The organism is Pantoea sp. alder81, assembly GCF_020179835.1.
GTDB lineage: Bacteria > Pseudomonadota > Gammaproteobacteria > Enterobacterales > Enterobacteriaceae > Pantoea.
In genome coordinates, this window is the sequence record NZ_JAIUDA010000004.1 from 502,831 (window position 1) to 518,378 (window position 15,548).

Sequence of the window (15,548 nt, forward strand, 5' to 3'; positions counted from 1 at the left end):
CGCCCGCTTTAACAAAGGAATCAGAACTCAACGCTGGCCTCGACCATCAGGTTACGGGTTTCACCCTCACGCACGCGCAGATTGCCGCCGCTGGAGGTGTAATAGTGTTTGTTGAACAGGTTGTTAAGGTTCAGCTTAAGCTGCGTTTTTTCGCCAAACAGCTGATTGTTCCAGGCGATAAAGCTGTCCGCCACCACATAATCCGGCATGGTGAAGCTGTTTTCAGGATCGCCCGCGCGCGAGCCGACATAGCGAGCACCGCCTCCGACGCGGAAATCACCGGGAATGCCGTTGATGCTGAGATTGTGGCTTAAATAAAGTGCGCCAGAATGACGCGGCGCATTTTGCAGCCGATTGCCATTATTGGCAGAATTTACGCCATCATCGACGATCTCAGCTTTATCGTAACTGTAGTTGGCGCTGAGATCCCAACCCGGCAGCACTTCGCCGTTCAGCTCAAACTCTGCGCCGCTCGAACGCGCTTTATCAATCGCCCGTGTCGTGCCGTTAATGCTGAGCGACATGTCACGTTCATCAATGCGGTACAGCGCGACGCTGGCAAACAGCTTTGGTGAGATTTGCCATTTGCTGCCGACTTCCCAGGTGGTGCCCTGTTCCGGTTTACCGACGTTGCCGTCATCGTCCACATCGGTGGAGGGGGTAAAGGATTTGCTAACGCTGGTGTAAAGCGACACATCCGGCGTGATTTTATAGATCAGGCCCGCCTGCGGCAGGAATTTATTGCCTTCGCTATTCAGTGTTTCCACCACCGGATCGAAGCCTTTGGACGCGCGCTGCTCGTAATGCTGATAGCGTCCGCCAAGTACCGCAATCCACTGTTCCGTGAGTGAAATGCTGTCTTTGGCGTAAACCGAACGGCTATGAATGCGGTTCAGGTTATTGGCGTTGGCGGTATTTTCCGTTGTGCTGTTGGTGACCGGCGACAGGATATCGTATTGCGGATCGGTAAAGTTAAAGCCGGTATTGGATTTCCCTTGATACTGATGCGCACGGTAAGTCTGGTTCATCTCGTAATCAGTACCGATCACCACATCGTGGGTCATGCCCAACAACTGTTGTGAACCGAGCAGATCCCATGAAACGTATTTCGTTTTGTGGTTGAAACCACGGTTAGCATCGGCACGACGCGTGACGACGCCGGTGGTTGGGTTGATGGCGGTGACGCGCACTTCATTATTGTCATATTGGCGCTGATTCCAGCCAAAAGTGACGCGCGTGCTCCAGTCATCATTGAACTGCCAGTCATAATGCACATTAAGGGTTTTGTTGTGGCCCCAGGCGTGATTGGCCTTGTCGTCGAGACGATCCTTGTAGCCAATATCCAGCGGCTTGCCGTTGATGAAAGCGGTGCCACGATCGTAAGGAATATCGTATTGATAATCTTCATAGCTCACGAGGAAGCTGGCTTTTTCACCGTACCACTGTAACGAGGGCGCTATCAGCGTATGTTTGTCACTGCCAAAATTGCGCCAGTAATCCTGATTCTGCTTTTCGGCAATAAGGCGAAAGGCAAAGCCGTTGCCCAGCGGGCCGGTCACATCGACGGTGCCAGCGCCGCCACCTTCACTGGAGGAACGGCCGCTGACTTTGGTGTGCCAGTCATATTGCGGTTTTTTGCTCACCAGGTTGATCACGCCACCTGGATTTTGAATGCCATAGAGCAGGGAGGCAGAGCCCTTCAGCACTTCTACACGTTCGGTAGTGGCATCGAAATTCAATCCCTGGCTGCTGCGAATGCCGTCTCGATAGATCGAACCATCCGAGTTGCTGCCAAATCCGCGACGCACAAAGCCATCTTCAGTGCCTGCCAGGGTATTGCCCTCTGTGACACCACTGACAAAGCGCATCGCATCGGTGAGACTGGCGGCCTGATAATCCTCGAGTTGTTGTTGAGTTACCACACTCACCGATTGCGCTTCGTTCAGACGCGAGGTGGGCGTTTTACTGGCGACCGAACTGCTGGTGGCGTTATAGCCTTGTGGGCTATTTTCCTGCGCGGAGACCGTCAGGGTATTACTGCTTTCCGCTGCCAGACTGCCTGCTGCGGTGAAAACGCTGAAACCGTATATTGCGGCGATAATGGCCGGATGGCATTGTGCTTTAACAGCGAAACTCTTGTTGTTATTCATTTAAATAAACCTGGTGTTGGTGCGGAATTAATTTCGTCCATGAAACGAAGCTGACGTTAAATTTTTTTTAGCGGAGAAAAGTGCAAGAAATATCCTTTCTCTGCGCATCATGCTGCGTAAAATCAGGTTGCGTGATGTTATTGAGAATCATTCAAACATGAAAGAATGTAGTAGTAAACGGAAATAATGGCGTGAATACTACAGAAAAAATCTCTTCAGTGAGTGTCACCTTTCACAATGCTTTGATTGTATAAAGTGTTATAAATACAATCATATAAATTGATTTTTGGTTGGACTTTTATGCGCGATTTTGCAGAAGGGGTGCCAAACGGAGAGCTGGATTATCATGAAAAAATTACTACAATGCGATGCTTGAGATTGATACAAAATTGCACCCTGAAGACAAACAGGTAAAAAGATGGCCGTAAATAAAATAAAAAATCGAGTTGATGTATTAGGTGAACGCTATCGCGCACGTGTGCCGTCATTATCATCCAGTCTTCAATCGGTCGCGCGATATATCCACGACAATCGTGAGGCAATATTAGATGCCACCGCGATGGAAATAGCCGATGCCACTCACACTTCGGATGCCACCGTGGTGCGTGCCGTTCAGGCGTTAGGATTTGCCGGTTTGCGTGATTTGAAAACCACGCTGAAAGCCTGGTTTGGCCCGGCGATGAATTCAGAAGAGAAGATGAGTGCCACCGTCAGCGAGCTGTCGTGTGACATCAATTCGGGGATCGATTTTGTGCTGGGTGGCCATAAACGCGCCTGCGATGCCCTCTCGGAGCCCCAGAATCGGCAAGCGGTGGCACAGGCTGTCGCGATGTTAATCGACGCGCGTCAGGTGGCGCTATTTGGCATCAATGCCTCAGGAATTCTGGCGGATTACAGCGCCCGCCTGTTCACGCGCATTGGCATTCCTGCCGTCACGCTCAATCGCTCGGGCATCGCCCTCGCCGAACAGCTGATCACCCTGCAGCGTGGGGATGTGCTGATCATGATGGCGCAGAAGTCTGCTCACAAAGAAGGGCTGACTACCCTGAAGGAGGCGAAGCGGCTGGGGATGCCGGTGATTTTACTGACCAACGCCTTAGATTCAGCCTTTGCCAAAGAAGCGGATGTGATTATTAATGTGCCGCGCGGTGGGGAGAATGGCCGCATGCCGCTGCATGGCACCGTACTGGTGTGTCTGGAGATGTTGATTTTGTCGGTGGCTTCAGCGACTTCATCGCGCACGGTAAAAACCATGAAACGCATTCAGGATCTTAATCGTTCGCTGAAACCCACCAGTAAAAAATAGCGCTATTGACTGCCAGTGGTGCTCGGTGTGGCGGCTTTGACCATTCTGCTGCGCGTAACAAGCCATACCGCCAGTACAATTAATAATGCACCGCCCATAAAGCCCTGGTTGATCTGCTCGTCCAGCACCAACCAGCCCCAAAGGATGCCAAAAGGCGGGATCAGGAAGGTGACGGTGAGGGTGCGCAGTGGGCCAATATCGGCCAGCAGGCGGAAGTAGATGATATAAGCCAGCGCGGTGCAAATAAAACCGACGGCCAGGATGCAGGCCCAGACTTCAGGAATTTGCCAGTTCGCTGCAGACGTTTGCGGCGCAGTAAAGGCAAAGAAAGGCAGCAGGAACAGCGAGGCACCTAACTGGCTGCCGAATGCCACTTTCGTGGCATCGAGCCCGCCGCGCGATCCAATCCAGCGTCTGGCCAGAAAGCCGGCAAAACCATAACAGGCGGTGGCAACCAGACAAGCCGCAATGCCGAGTATCAGCGTGTGCGATAGCTCCCCTTCACCAGTGGTACTGATCAACATTATGCCAACAAAACCGGCCAGCATGCCCAGCACTTTACTCACGGTAAGTTGTTCATTGAAGAACGCCGCACCAATCACGACGCCCATCAATGGCGTGGTGGCGTTGAGTATCGCGGAATAGCCTGCGGGCAAGACGCGAGCGGCCAGGCAATACATCAGGAAAGGTAATCCAGAGTTAATCACCCCCAGCAACATCGCCCAGCCTAATTTGCCCTCGAAACGGCGTGGAATGCGCAGCACTGCCATCACGACAATTAGACCCAACGCGCCGAATAACACGCGCAAAAAAGCGGTATTCACCGCACCCAGAGCAGGAACGGCAATGCGCATAAATAGAAAACTGGCTCCCCAGATAGCCGCCAGCAGCAGAAGTCGCAACGAGTCCGATGTTCGCATGGTTCAGATTCAATCATTAGAAAGATGGGGTGACATCATAGCAAAAATTCTTAACACTCAAAGTGATGTCGCGGTGCTATGTTACTTCGCTGGATAACAAAATAAGGCGAGGGATTGAATGCATTGGGAGTCTGAGAGGTTGCTGTATCGGCCGGTTGAGCGCATGGATTTGCAGGCGCTTTTTCGCATCTATGGCGATGCGAGAACACATCAATTTAACCCGCGCGGGCCATATCCCAATATTGATCATGCGCGAGAAGTGTTACTACGCAGAATCAAAGATCGCGCCATTCATGGTTTCGATGACTGGGCCATCATGGAGAAAAGCAATCCGCAGCATGTGATCGGTTTCGGTGGCGTGTTTGTCAGCGAATTCAACGGGCGCAGAACCAATAATCTGGGTTACCGTTTTGAACCGGATGCCTGGGGAAAAGGCTACGCGACCGAACTCGCGCATCGCGCCATCCGCCACGGTTTTGAAGACCTGAAGCTGAGAGAAATCGTCGGTGTGGTGCGCGAGAATCACGGCGCATCGCGCCGCGTACTGGAAAAGGTCGGGATGACTTTCCTCGAAAGGGTATTTAATCCGCAAGATCCGCCCGCCAGTTTAATGTTCAACATCACGCGCCAACAATGGAGAGAAAGAAATGGAACAGGTGATTAGAAAGCTCACTGCAGAGGATTACGCACAGTGGAAATCGCTGTGGTTGGGCTATCTCGACTTTTATGTCAGTGAAGTCACGGAAGAAGTCACTCAAACGACATTCCAACGATTGCTTGCGGAAGGCGAGCCGATGCATTGTCTGGTGGCGGAAGAGCAGGGCAAATTGACTGGGCTGGTGCATTTTATTTGCCATCGCAGTACCTGGACCCTGGGTGACTATTGTTACCTGCAGGATCTGTTCGTCAGCCCAGACGGGCGCAAACAAGGCACGGGTCGTGCGTTGATCGCAGCGGTGAATGCTGCCGCTGAGGCGTTGAACTGCTCGAAAGTGTATTGGATGACGCGTGAGAATAATTACCGTGCACGAGCACTGTATGATCAGGTGGCAACCAAGACTGATTTTATCCAGTATCGTGTTACGCCTTAATCCGGGATCTCACTAGCACCGCTTGCCAAGCCTTCATCCCATCCTGTACCATTTAGGAATTAATCATTTCCTAAATGGTGTTTTCCCTACCGCAAACAATATCTCTACACGAGCACGCGGCCACCCATGCCAGTCCAGGAACGATGATGTTTTGAACCTAACCGACTAAAATTTTAATTAATTAGGAAGTAATCATTTCCAATTTTTAGGAGAAACCGATGAACGCCTCAGAATTGAAATCAACATCACGCTGGTCGCAACCCGTTGCCGGCCTGCCTGATTTTTTCCATCACTACGCCACGGTGGACGGAGTCCGATTGCATTACGTCAGCGGCGGCAACCCGCAGGGTGAAACGCTGGTGCTGTTAGCCGGGTTCCCGCAAAGCTGGTTTGCATGGCGCAAGGTGATGGCTCTGCTTGGCGATCGTTACTCCATTATCGCGCCTGATCTGCCTGGCCAGGGGGATTCTGACAAGCCTTACGGCAGTTACGACACCACTTCTCTGGCTGAGAAAGTACAAGGCCTGCTGCTGCAACTGAACATTCATCACTATTATCTTGCTGCGCATGATGTTGGCGCGTGGGTGGCGTGGCCGTTTGCCATGCACTATGCCAATCAGATCAAGAAACTGGCACTGCTGGATGCGGGCATTCCGGGTGTGACCTTGCCGGATGCACTGCCTGCCACGCCCGATAAGGCCTGGAAAACCTGGCATTTTGCCTTCCATCTGCTGCCGGATCTGCCTGAAGCCTTGATTGCCGGGCGCGAAGAGATCTATCTGGAGTGGTTTCTGAAACGCAAAGCCGTCAGTCCCATGGTTTTTGACGCGGAAGATATGACGGAATATACGCGGTTGTTGCAACAGAACGGGGCATTGCGCGCAGGCATGGCGGCGTATCGCGAAGTGAGCATCTCTGCCGAACAAAACCGTGCATTGCTGCGTGATAACGGCAAACTCTCGGTGCCGTTGCTGGCGGTGAGTGCCGATCAAGGCTCGATCCCCGATATGGCTATCCCGCTCAAAGAGTTTGCGGCACAGGTCTCAGGCATCAAAATCGCGCACTGCGGTCACTTCATCCCGGATGAGCAACCGCAGGCGCTGGCTGAAGCACTGCGCGAGTTTTTTAGTTAGTTGCGCAGACTGGCGATCTCCACGCGTTCACCGCTGGCAGAGGAGCGCACCATCGCTTCGATGATTTGCTGATTCTCCAGGCCAAAGCGGAAGTCCGGGAAGCACCCGGCTTCACTGCTGAGGCCTTTAATCAGATCATAGATTTCAATCACTTTCACATCGAAGTATCCCAGACCACCGCCAGCGAAATCGAAGCCAAAGAAGCCTCCGAATTGTTCGACCTGAGAACCGGCATAGATGGTTTTAAAGCCACGGTCGTGCTTAGCATCGCCATAGCGTGCGATCTTCAGTTCGTTAAAGCGCTCACCGTCCATGATGATGGTGCCTTCGGTGCCCGATATTTCCCATGCAATGCCGAACACTTTACCTGCGGAAATGCGTGAAGATTCAATCACGCCACCGGCGCGGCTCTCGAAAGTCACCAGCGCCTGGAACTGATCGTCGTTTTCCACTTTCAAACGCGCAGCCTGCTTATCCGCCTGGGCACCATAGCCTGAGCCGCCGCCCGCAGCAGGACGCGTTTCAATAAACAACTGCTCCTGTCCTACCACGCTCTTGATCGGTCCCATCAAATATTGCGCCACACTCACCACGTGTGAGCCTAAGTCACCGAGCGAGCCGGAACCGGCCTGTTCACGCGAGCAGCGCCAGCTCCACGGCAGCTCAGGATCGTTGAAAAATCCCTGATCGAACCAGCCACGGAAGCGGGTCGGTGTGCCGATATCACCGCGATCAATCATCTGCTTCGCCAACTGCGCTGCGGGCGTTTTGATGTTATTGAACGCCATGATGGTTTTCACGCCAGCGCGCTCGGCTTCCTGCGTCAGGGTTTGCGCTTCCTGCAGCGAAACGGTGAGCGGCTTTTCGCAGTAAACGTGTTTACCCGCACGAATCGCGGCCAACGCCATGTCGAAGTGCATGCTGTTAGGCGTGGTGATATCAACAATATCTATTTCAGGGTTGTTCACCATCGACTGCCAGTCCGCCGTGCTGTGTTGAAAGCCGTAGCGGCGAGCCGCTTCTTCGGCCAGCGCGGGCGTGACATCTGCTAGCGTATGCAGAACGGGTTGCAGCGCCAGGTTGCGATACAGTAAACCCGCGCGACGCCACGCATCGGCATGTGCCTGACCCATAAAGCCTGAACCGATCAGGCCAACATTCAGTGTTTTTCCAGCCATCATCGGCTCCTTAAGCGTTTACAGGTAAAATGTGTTGGGCAACAAAACGTTGTGCGCGGGTCACGGTCTCTAATGGCGGGGCTTTCGCCGGATCCTGCTCGGCTTCCACCACCATCCAGCCCTGATAACCGCTGCGAGCGATAAACTCCGCCAGCGGCCGATAATCAATGCCGCCGTCACCCGGCACGGTGAACATCCCCGCGAGCACCGCTTCGTTGAAGGTCATGCCGGTGGCTCGCACCTGTTGCAGACGATCCAGTCGCACATCCTTCAGATGGATATGGCAAATGCGATCGGCAAATTCATCAATCAGTTGCGTATAGGAGAAGCCAGCGGCGGTGGCGTGACCGGTATCGAGCAACAGGCCAACGGCGGGCGAACAGGCACCCATCAGCGCACGGATTTCCGGCAGCGTTTCGGCCACCATCATCAGGTGGTGGTGGTAGGCAAGGCGTAAACCGTATTGGTCAAACAGCGCTTCGGCAAAGCGGGAGAGGCGATCGGCATAGGCGGCGACCTGATTCTCCGGCAGCAAACGCCGGGTGCTCAGCGGCACATCCAAAGCGTTTTCAGCCATCCAGCCACATTCACCGTACACCATGACTTTGGCACCGTTTTCCTGTAGCAGGGCGGCATGGTTGTGTACCGCATCCAATTCCTGCTCAACGCTGCGTTCGGTGAGGAATCCGTCGTGCCAGCCTGACACCAGTTGTAAGTGATGTTGTGCCAGCAGCTGCTTCAATGCACCCGGTTCACGCGGGAATATGCGGCTCAATTCGACGCCCTGAAATCCGGCTTGTCTGGCCTCGCTTAAACAGGTCTGTGCGGAAGTGCCTGCGCCGAGATAATGCAGCACTTCGTTCACCCAGGAGAGCGGGCTGACGCCAAGTTGAGGAGCGGGATGCCCCGAGCGGTAAAACGCATCTTTAATCATCGGTTATATCCTGTAGGGGAGATAGCGATGAAATTAGCGGATGCGATGTGCAGCGGCGAGCGGTTATTTGACGTAAAACCATCAAAATTTGCAGGCTAAACGTCAAAATAATATTGATGTGATTTTGGATGGAAATTGATGAGTTAACAGGGAGATAGGAAAGCAAATAAATAGGGCGGCCTTGAGAAGGCCACCCATCAGGACTTAGAACGACATGGTGACGCCAGCGTAATAGGCGCGGCCCGGTTCGTTGTAAGTCGATGCACCTTCATCTTCACGATAAATGCGCTTATCAAACAGGTTGTTAATACCTGCATTAGCACGCAAATTTTTAGTGATGTCGTAATTGAGGTTTAAGCCGACAATTGAATATGGCTTGATTTCACGTTGTGAAAGACCCCCAGGTCTTCCCTCAATAACTGTTTCTGCATTTTGGCGCGGTTTTTGGCGTCCATACTGCGTCCAGTTGATATTGGCGCTAAGGCTATCAGTTGCTTGCCACTCTAATTGTGAGTTGATAGTAAATTCAGGAATGACCGATAGAGGATTTCCGGTCTTCTTGCTTTCTGAACGGAACATGTAAGTAGCATTAGACCGCCACTCAAGTGTGTCCGCAATCAATGGAATAGTAAGGTTACCTTCCAGCCCCTCTACTATTGCTTTGCCTCCATTCTCCCACTGAAGCACGTTGTAGGTACCATTGGTGTAGACAACATCAGTACCGGATACAATTTTGTTTTTGTAATCGTTACGGAAGTAGGTGATACCAGCGACATAACCCGCGTGGTTGAACTCTAGTCCCACTTCTTTGTTGACGCTCACTTCAGGATCGAGATTGTCATTCCCTAACAAATAACATTGACTTAGGCCAATTGGGCAGCCATTGCCACGTGTTGATAGCAGGTAGCCGGGAGTGGATTGATATAAGTTAGGTGCCTTGAATGCCCTTGCAATACCAGCTTTGAGCGTAAAATAGTCGCCCAATCCTTGCGAAATATTCAGGCTTGGACTCCAGTTAGCCCCGAAAGCATCGTGATAGTCAAAGCGCAAACCCGGAATAATTTCAGTGCTGTCAGTGGCGGCAATATTATCTTCAAAATAAAGAGAACTTATCGTGGCGGAGTTAGTACTGCTGCGCTGAGACGGATCGCCTGAACTACCTGGCAAGTAAAAGTTTGTACTTGCAGATTGCATTGAAGCAGGGTCATCAAGCTCATCACGGTTCCATTCCGCTCCCAACGTCACGGTTTGGTCCACCAATAATTCCAGTGGGAAGTTTATTTCTCCGCCAGCACGATAACTTTCAAGACGACTGGTCGAATAAACATCACTGTTGATCATCCCTTCAACACTTCCGGCAGTGCCTTCTTTCAAGCGAGTGTTATTGGTCTTCTCGTAGTTGAAATTAAGTTTGGATGTGCCCCAATCCCAGATACCGTTATGAGTGACGCCATAGGTCTGACGATATAAACGGTTGGTTTCATCGCCATACAGAGATTCAACTAAACCTCCGGCACTGCTATTTCCATTACTGTTCTGAGTGTCGCCCGCATAGATATTACCCTGACGGCTATAGCCGTAAGAGAAATCAACGATCTGAGTCGGGGTGATTTTCCATGACAGCACACCGTTGATATCTTTATTACGTACCCCTTCCCGTCCCGCAGCATAAGAGCCGTTTTGAGCGGTATTGATATCATAAGCATCCGCATCAGTGCGGTTGATGTTGCCATACAGACGCATAGTTAACGCATCGCCTGCCAGCGGGCCACTTAAATTGAAGTTGGCGCGACGCGTGTCACCTTCTTTATCGTTCTCAGGCTGGTTGGTGAACAGTGACAGCGAGCCATGCCAGTCATTGGTCGGACGCTTGGTAATGATGTTAATCACGCCACCCGCTGCACCCGAACCATAACGCGCGGCCGCTGGGCCACGAATCACTTCAATACGTTCGACCATTTCGGCGGGCACCCAGTTGGTGTCACCACGAGAATCGCGCTCGCCACGCCAGCTATAGCGTACAGAGTTACGCGAACTCACCGGCACGCCATCGATCATGATTAAGGTGTTTTCCGGGCCCATGCCACGAATATCAATCTGACGGTTGTTACCACGGCTGCCGCTGGCACCGTTACCGGTCAGGTTCACGCCCGGCATTTTGCGGATGATATCGGAGAGATCGTTAACCGGTGGACTTTTCTTGATGTCTTCAGCGGTAATGGTGGAAACGCCAGGCTGCTGTTTCAAACCCTGTTCCGCAGTGACGATCATCGATTCATCGTCAGCCAGTTTTTCCGTGGGTTCCGCGGCATAAGCAGGTGAGGTAAGCAAGGCCGCCACAATCAGCGCAAGAGGGCGCCTCCTGACATATAAAGTTACATTCACTTAAATCTTCTCCCTGAAGTATTAACATATGTAAGCAAATGCGCATGATAATGAGAATGTTTCTCATTGTATATGCGCTAAATCAGCCTCTCCATTTTTTCTCCATGATTGGTGCTAAATGCGTGCAAAGCGTGAAGAAACGTAAAGCAAGGGTGAGGTAGGCGGATAAAAATGTGGCGAAGGAAAAGCGTTCATCAAAGCGTCATCAAATCCTTACAAATCAGCCAGCTAAAATCAGTGATAACGCACGGTAACTATATGAGAACCAGTTTAGTTTCGAGCCTGCACCAAAAAGAGTGCTAAGGACTCGCATAAATTAAGGAGAAAGTGTGCGCCGGATCATACAAACCTTTACATTCCTGCTGCTGTTTTTGATGATTAACCCGGAGGTAAGGGCCACCGAAAAGATGGATTTCTGGCTTAAACCTCAGCATGGCGGTAATAGCTTTAATCGTATTCCACCCGACATCGCCTATTTCAACGCTCTACACACCTACGGTGCTTCCTGGGTTCGACTCTCCTGGGATAAATGGCCAACGCAGCAGCGAGATTTCCTGCTCGGCAGTGCCGACGAGTATCAAGGGTTGGTCACAGAGGACATTGCGACGCTGAAGAAAGTGCTGGATAGCGTACAGGCAGCAAATCTAAAAGTGGTAATAACGCCACTGTCGTTGCCAGGCATGCGCTGGTCGCAGAACAACGGTGGCCAGTTCGACGATCGTTTGTGGCAGGACAAATAATTCTGGCAGCAGAGCGCGCGCTACTGGCGCGATTTGGCCACCGCGTTGAAAGGTTATCCTGCGATTGCGGCTTACAACATTATTAACGAGCCAGCACCGGAGAAAATGGGTGGATTAGCCGAACACGCCTCCGCGACAGCGATGCAGGCGTGGTATCAACAGCATCAGGGTAGCGCACGCGATTTGCCCGCGTTTTATCGTGAAGTGATTGCGGCTATCCGCGAAGTCGATCAGCAAACGCCGGTGATGGTGGACAGTGGCTGGTATGCAGCAGCCGATGCGTTCAGTTATTGGCCGAAGGCGCTAGAGGACAAGCGCGTGTTGTACAGCGTGCATATGTACGAGCCTTATTCCGCCACCAGTGCACCGAATGCCAAACGGGCATCGCCGTGGCCTTATCCCGGCAAAGTACCTTACGCAGGAACCCAGCAACAGTGGGATGCGCAACACGTGGCAGAATATTTAGCGCTGCCGTTCGCGTGGGCAAAAGCGCACGGCGTGGCACGCCATCAAATGGTGGTAGGGGAGTTTGGTTGTGTACGCACTTTGCCAGGCTGCACACATTATCTCGAGGATGTTTTAACGGTACTGGATCAGCATCAGGCTCACTGGGCGTTCTATAGCTTCCGGGAAGACAGCTGGGATGGCATGGATTACGAATTGGGAGATAAAAAAGTGCCGTGGCAATACTGGCAGGCTGCCGAGCAGAACTTACCCGATACCGTTCCACGCCATGCAACCAAAGAGTTCGAGCCTATACGCAAACGCTTAGAACGATAATGTCTTGTTAAGAAGAAAACGATCATAAGCCATGGTAAAAGCAGGCTGTTGAATACCTGACTAAATCTGAATACCTCACCTGACACCGCGCCATCATTGGCGCGGTCATCCCCGTCACCACGGGCACCACGTTCTATTCCCGAAATCTGGCAATAGATATCCGTTTTTCGCATTTGTGATCGCTGCACATCTTACTGAGAATGGCTCCGGGACGTTCAGAGGATGAAAATTTCTTTCCACCGAGTGGTGAGAAAGAAGAAAAATACATCGCTACCTCAACGCCTTTTCCCAACAGGGAAACATTTATATATATCAGGAGAAGGTTCCAGTGAAACTCGCCAAAGGTATCACCTTGCTTGCACTTGCATTGAGTGCGCACACCGCGTTTGCCGCCGATCAATCCGTTCCGACTGACAGCTCAATCCATGTTCAGGCCGATCCTGCGCTGAAAAGCTTGTTGCCTGAGGATGTGGTTAAGCGCGGCTATATCGTGGCAGGAACCAACCCAAACACGCCGCCGACCACCTTCTATAAAGAAGACAACAAAACTCTGGCCGGCCGTGAAATTGACGTAATGAACGCCGTGGGTGAACGCTTAGGGATTCAGGTCCAGTGGCGCGACACCGGCGGTTTTGACAACATCATTCCAGGTTTGAAAACCGGTCGTTATGATGTTGCGCTTTCGAACATTAATGCCACTGCGACCCGCGCCAAAATTATCGATTTCGTCAGCTACTACGACGCCAGCCTGTTGGGCATTATCTCGCGCAAAGATGCCAATGTGGCACCGTTCAAAACCCTGGATGCTGTGTGCGGTCAGGAAGTCGGCGCCGGTTCAGGTACTACTCAGGTGACTCGCCTGGAAGAAGCCAGCAAAGCCTGTGAAACAGCGGGTAAAAAACCAATCAAAGTGTCAGTCTTCCCGGATCGTCCAGCCGGTGTGCAAGCCGTAGTTAGCGGACGCGTGCCGATGTTCCTGGGCCCGTACGAAGGTCTGTTGTGGCAGGCGAAGGTGATTAAGCCTATTACGCTCAGCGGCGAAATCACCGTGCATGACGCGCCAGTTTCTGTCGCCTTCCCGAAAGATTCTGCGCTGGAGCCAGCTGTACAGGCCGCGCTGAACTCGCTGATCAAAGATGGCAGCTACAAAAAGATCCTCGATAACTGGGGCATCGGTTTTGGCGCAGTCAAAGAATCCAAACGTAATCAGGAAATCTTTCAATGAGTGATGTTCGTGACCACACCGACGATCTGCGGATCGTCGGCAAACGTTACTACGGACGCTGGCTGAGTGCGCTGGTAGTGCTGTTGTGCGTCGTGGCAATGGCGCACTCGATGATTAACAATCCACGCTTCGAATGGAGCGTGATTGCGGAAAACTTCACCGGCGAATCGATCCTGCAGGGCGTACTGATGACGCTGCAGCTGACCGCAATTTCGGTGGTGCTGGGCTTTGCTTTTGGTACGGTGCTGGCGCTGATGCGCCTTTCATCGAATCCGGTGCTGGTGGGCGTCAGCTGGTTTTACACCTGGTTCTTCCGTGGCGTGCCAATGCTGGTGCAGTTGTTCCTGTGGTACAACATTGCCGCACTTTATCCGACGATTTCATTCTCAATCCCAGGCCTTGGCGAGTTGTGGAGCACCCAATCTAATGCGTTGGTGAGCCCATTCAGTGCGGCGGTGATCGCGCTGGTGATGCATCAGTCTGCCTATGCCGCTGAAATTGTGCGTGCCGGTATCCAGAGCGTGGGCAATGGTCAGCTGGAAGCGGCGCGTGCGTTAGGTTATCGCCCGGCGCAGATTTTCCGTCATACCGTGCTGCCGCAGGCGATGCGCGCGATTATGCCGCCCGCCGGTAATGAAATTATTGGTCAGTTGAAAACCACGGCGGTGGTGTCAGTGATTTCCCTGCAGGACGTATTGTTCTCAGCGCAGATCATTTATCAGCGTACTTATGAAGTGATTCCGCTGCTGCTGGTGGCGACGCTGTGGTATCTGTTGATGACCTCCGTCCTGTCGATTGGTCAGTTCTATGTTGAACGCTATTTTGGCCGTGGCGTCACGCGTCGTGAAAAACGCAGCCTGTTTAAATCATTGCCGGGCTTTAGCGCGCAGAAACCTGAAAGGAGCGTAAGCAATGGCTGAAGCGATCGCCTTACGTAAAGTCACCAAACGCTTTTCCGGCGTCACGATTCTGGACGAAGTGAATCTGGATATTCCCGCCGGTTCGGTCACGGTTATCCTCGGTCCTTCGGGATCGGGCAAATCCACTTTGCTGCGCTGCATCAACCATCTGGAAAAGCTTGATGGTGGCACCATTCGCATCGGTGGCGAAATCATTGGCTATAAACAGAAAGGCCAGGCACTGCACGAATTAAGCAGTGGTGAGATTGCTCGCCAGCGTGCGCAAACTGGCATGGTGTTCCAGCAGTTTAACCTGTTCCCGCACCGTACTGTTTTGCAGAACATCGTTGATGCGCCAATGCGTGTGAAAAAGCAGAACCGTCAACAGGCGACCAGCAAAGCGCTGTCGCTGCTCAAGCAGGTGGGTCTGGCAGGACGAGAAGATGAGTGGCCGCAAAATCTCTCCGGTGGACAGCAGCAGCGTGTGGCGATCGCCCGTGCGCTGGCGATGGATCCCGGCGTGATGCTGTTTGATGAGCCAACCTCGGCACTGGATCCCGAACTGGTGGGCGAAGTGCTGCAGGTTATTCAACAGCTGGCACACTCCGGCATCACCATGGTGATCGTGACCCACGAGATTGGTTTTGCACGCGAGGTCGCCGACAACATTGTCTTTATGGAAGACGGCAAAATCGTGGCGGCCGGGCCGACTCAGCAAGTCCTCGACGACCCGGAAAACGGGCGCGTAAGAAACTTTATTGCAACGGTGCTCTAAGCACCGTTTTTCATTTTTGACAGCCAGGAACA

At 52.4% G+C, this 15,548-nt stretch carries 13 protein-coding genes and 1 pseudogene; 9 read left to right on the forward strand and 5 right to left on the reverse strand.

Features of this window, described 5'->3' with window-relative positions; genetic code table 11:
* Positions 1-20: 20 nt before the first annotated feature.
* A complete protein-coding gene (locus LBW88_RS14595; RefSeq protein ID WP_224932984.1) occupies positions 21-2,150 on the reverse strand; it encodes a TonB-dependent siderophore receptor in 2,130 nt (709 codons plus the stop codon).
* 418 nt (positions 2,151-2,568) lie between these two features.
* On the opposite strand from LBW88_RS14595, the gene LBW88_RS14600 reads away from it, so the two are divergent.
* Positions 2,569-3,456: a MurR/RpiR family transcriptional regulator gene (locus LBW88_RS14600; RefSeq protein WP_224932985.1), complete on the forward strand. Its 888-nt coding sequence runs from the start codon at positions 2,569-2,571 to the stop codon at positions 3,454-3,456.
* Between the two features lie 2 nt (positions 3,457-3,458).
* Here the strand turns inward: LBW88_RS14600 and LBW88_RS14605 are convergent, their stop codons facing one another.
* The gene (locus tag LBW88_RS14605) at positions 3,459-4,376 is read right to left on the reverse strand and encodes a DMT family transporter (RefSeq protein ID WP_224932986.1); all 918 of its coding nucleotides are present in this window, start codon (positions 4,374-4,376) and stop codon (positions 3,459-3,461) included.
* A 118-nt stretch (positions 4,377-4,494) separates the two neighbouring features.
* Here LBW88_RS14605 and LBW88_RS14610 point away from each other — a divergent pair, with 118 nt between their 5' ends.
* The 3 genes from LBW88_RS14610 to LBW88_RS14620 all read left to right on the forward strand — a co-directional run bounded on the left by LBW88_RS14610 (position 4,495) and on the right by LBW88_RS14620 (position 6,600).
* Positions 4,495-5,040, forward strand: a complete 546-nt coding sequence (locus tag LBW88_RS14610) for a GNAT family N-acetyltransferase (RefSeq protein ID WP_224932987.1) — start codon at positions 4,495-4,497, stop codon at positions 5,038-5,040.
* A complete protein-coding gene (locus LBW88_RS14615; RefSeq protein ID WP_224932988.1) occupies positions 5,024-5,467 on the forward strand; it encodes a GNAT family N-acetyltransferase in 444 nt (147 codons plus the stop codon). Before LBW88_RS14610 ends, LBW88_RS14615 begins: the two co-directional genes overlap by 17 nt.
* Before the next feature lie 218 nt (positions 5,468-5,685).
* Positions 5,686-6,600, forward strand: coding sequence for an alpha/beta fold hydrolase (locus LBW88_RS14620; protein ID WP_224932989.1), 915 nt, complete (start codon positions 5,686-5,688; stop codon positions 6,598-6,600).
* Here the strand turns inward: LBW88_RS14620 and LBW88_RS14625 are convergent.
* The 3 genes from LBW88_RS14625 to LBW88_RS14635 form a co-directional block, all read right to left on the reverse strand.
* On the reverse strand, positions 6,597-7,778 hold the full coding sequence (locus LBW88_RS14625) for a Gfo/Idh/MocA family protein (protein WP_224932990.1): 1,182 nt from the start codon (positions 7,776-7,778) through the stop codon (positions 6,597-6,599). The two genes, LBW88_RS14620 and LBW88_RS14625, sit on opposite strands and share 4 nt — an antisense overlap.
* 10 nt (positions 7,779-7,788) lie before the next feature.
* The gene (gene iolE / locus LBW88_RS14630; RefSeq protein WP_224932991.1) at positions 7,789-8,712 is read right to left on the reverse strand and encodes a myo-inosose-2 dehydratase; all 924 of its coding nucleotides are present in this window, start codon (positions 8,710-8,712) and stop codon (positions 7,789-7,791) included.
* Positions 8,713-8,916: 204 nt separating this feature from the next.
* A complete protein-coding gene (locus LBW88_RS14635; RefSeq protein ID WP_320442534.1) occupies positions 8,917-11,097 on the reverse strand; it encodes a TonB-dependent siderophore receptor in 2,181 nt (726 codons plus the stop codon).
* 329 nt (positions 11,098-11,426) lie between these two features.
* Between LBW88_RS14635 and LBW88_RS14640 the strand changes: the two genes are divergently transcribed.
* From LBW88_RS14640 to LBW88_RS14660, 5 genes and pseudogenes are all read left to right on the forward strand, one after another.
* Positions 11,427-11,837 carry a hypothetical protein gene (locus tag LBW88_RS14640; protein ID WP_224932992.1) on the forward strand — a complete coding sequence of 137 codons (411 nt, stop codon included), beginning with the start codon at positions 11,427-11,429 and terminating at the stop codon, positions 11,835-11,837.
* Positions 11,838-11,864: 27 nt separating this feature from the next.
* Positions 11,865-12,617, forward strand: a pseudogene (locus LBW88_RS14645) (glycoside hydrolase family 5 protein); the annotation flags it as partial.
* A 328-nt stretch (positions 12,618-12,945) separates the two neighbouring features.
* Positions 12,946-13,842: an ABC transporter substrate-binding protein gene (locus tag LBW88_RS14650; protein WP_224932994.1), complete on the forward strand. Its 897-nt coding sequence runs from the start codon at positions 12,946-12,948 to the stop codon at positions 13,840-13,842.
* Positions 13,839-14,762, forward strand: a complete 924-nt coding sequence (locus LBW88_RS14655; RefSeq protein ID WP_224932995.1) for an amino acid ABC transporter permease — start codon at positions 13,839-13,841, stop codon at positions 14,760-14,762. The genes LBW88_RS14650 and LBW88_RS14655 overlap by 4 nt, the downstream gene beginning before the upstream one ends.
* Entirely contained in the window at positions 14,755-15,516 is a 762-nt protein-coding gene (locus LBW88_RS14660) for an amino acid ABC transporter ATP-binding protein (RefSeq protein ID WP_224932996.1), read from the forward strand. Before LBW88_RS14655 ends, LBW88_RS14660 begins: the two co-directional genes overlap by 8 nt.
* Positions 15,517-15,548: the final 32 nt, after the last annotated feature.

What these genes read in the sequence shown, in the direction of transcription:
- iolE (WP_224932991.1), bottom strand. Translation starts at nt 8,712, where the DNA reads ATGATTAAAGATGCGTTTTACCGCTCGGGGCATCCCGCTCCTCAACTT.
- LBW88_RS14620 (WP_224932989.1), top strand. Translation starts at nt 5,686, where the DNA reads ATGAACGCCTCAGAATTGAAATCAACATCACGCTGGTCGCAACCCGTT.
- LBW88_RS14660 (WP_224932996.1), top strand. Translation starts at nt 14,755, where the DNA reads ATGGCTGAAGCGATCGCCTTACGTAAAGTCACCAAACGCTTTTCCGGC.
- LBW88_RS14605 (WP_224932986.1), bottom strand. Translation starts at nt 4,376, where the DNA reads ATGCGAACATCGGACTCGTTGCGACTTCTGCTGCTGGCGGCTATCTGG.
- LBW88_RS14615 (WP_224932988.1), top strand. Translation starts at nt 5,024, where the DNA reads ATGGAACAGGTGATTAGAAAGCTCACTGCAGAGGATTACGCACAGTGG.
- LBW88_RS14655 (WP_224932995.1), top strand. Translation starts at nt 13,839, where the DNA reads ATGAGTGATGTTCGTGACCACACCGACGATCTGCGGATCGTCGGCAAA.
- LBW88_RS14600 (WP_224932985.1), top strand. Translation starts at nt 2,569, where the DNA reads ATGGCCGTAAATAAAATAAAAAATCGAGTTGATGTATTAGGTGAACGC.
- LBW88_RS14625 (WP_224932990.1), bottom strand. Translation starts at nt 7,778, where the DNA reads ATGGCTGGAAAAACACTGAATGTTGGCCTGATCGGTTCAGGCTTTATG.
- LBW88_RS14595 (WP_224932984.1), bottom strand. Translation starts at nt 2,150, where the DNA reads ATGAATAACAACAAGAGTTTCGCTGTTAAAGCACAATGCCATCCGGCC.
- LBW88_RS14610 (WP_224932987.1), top strand. Translation starts at nt 4,495, where the DNA reads ATGCATTGGGAGTCTGAGAGGTTGCTGTATCGGCCGGTTGAGCGCATG.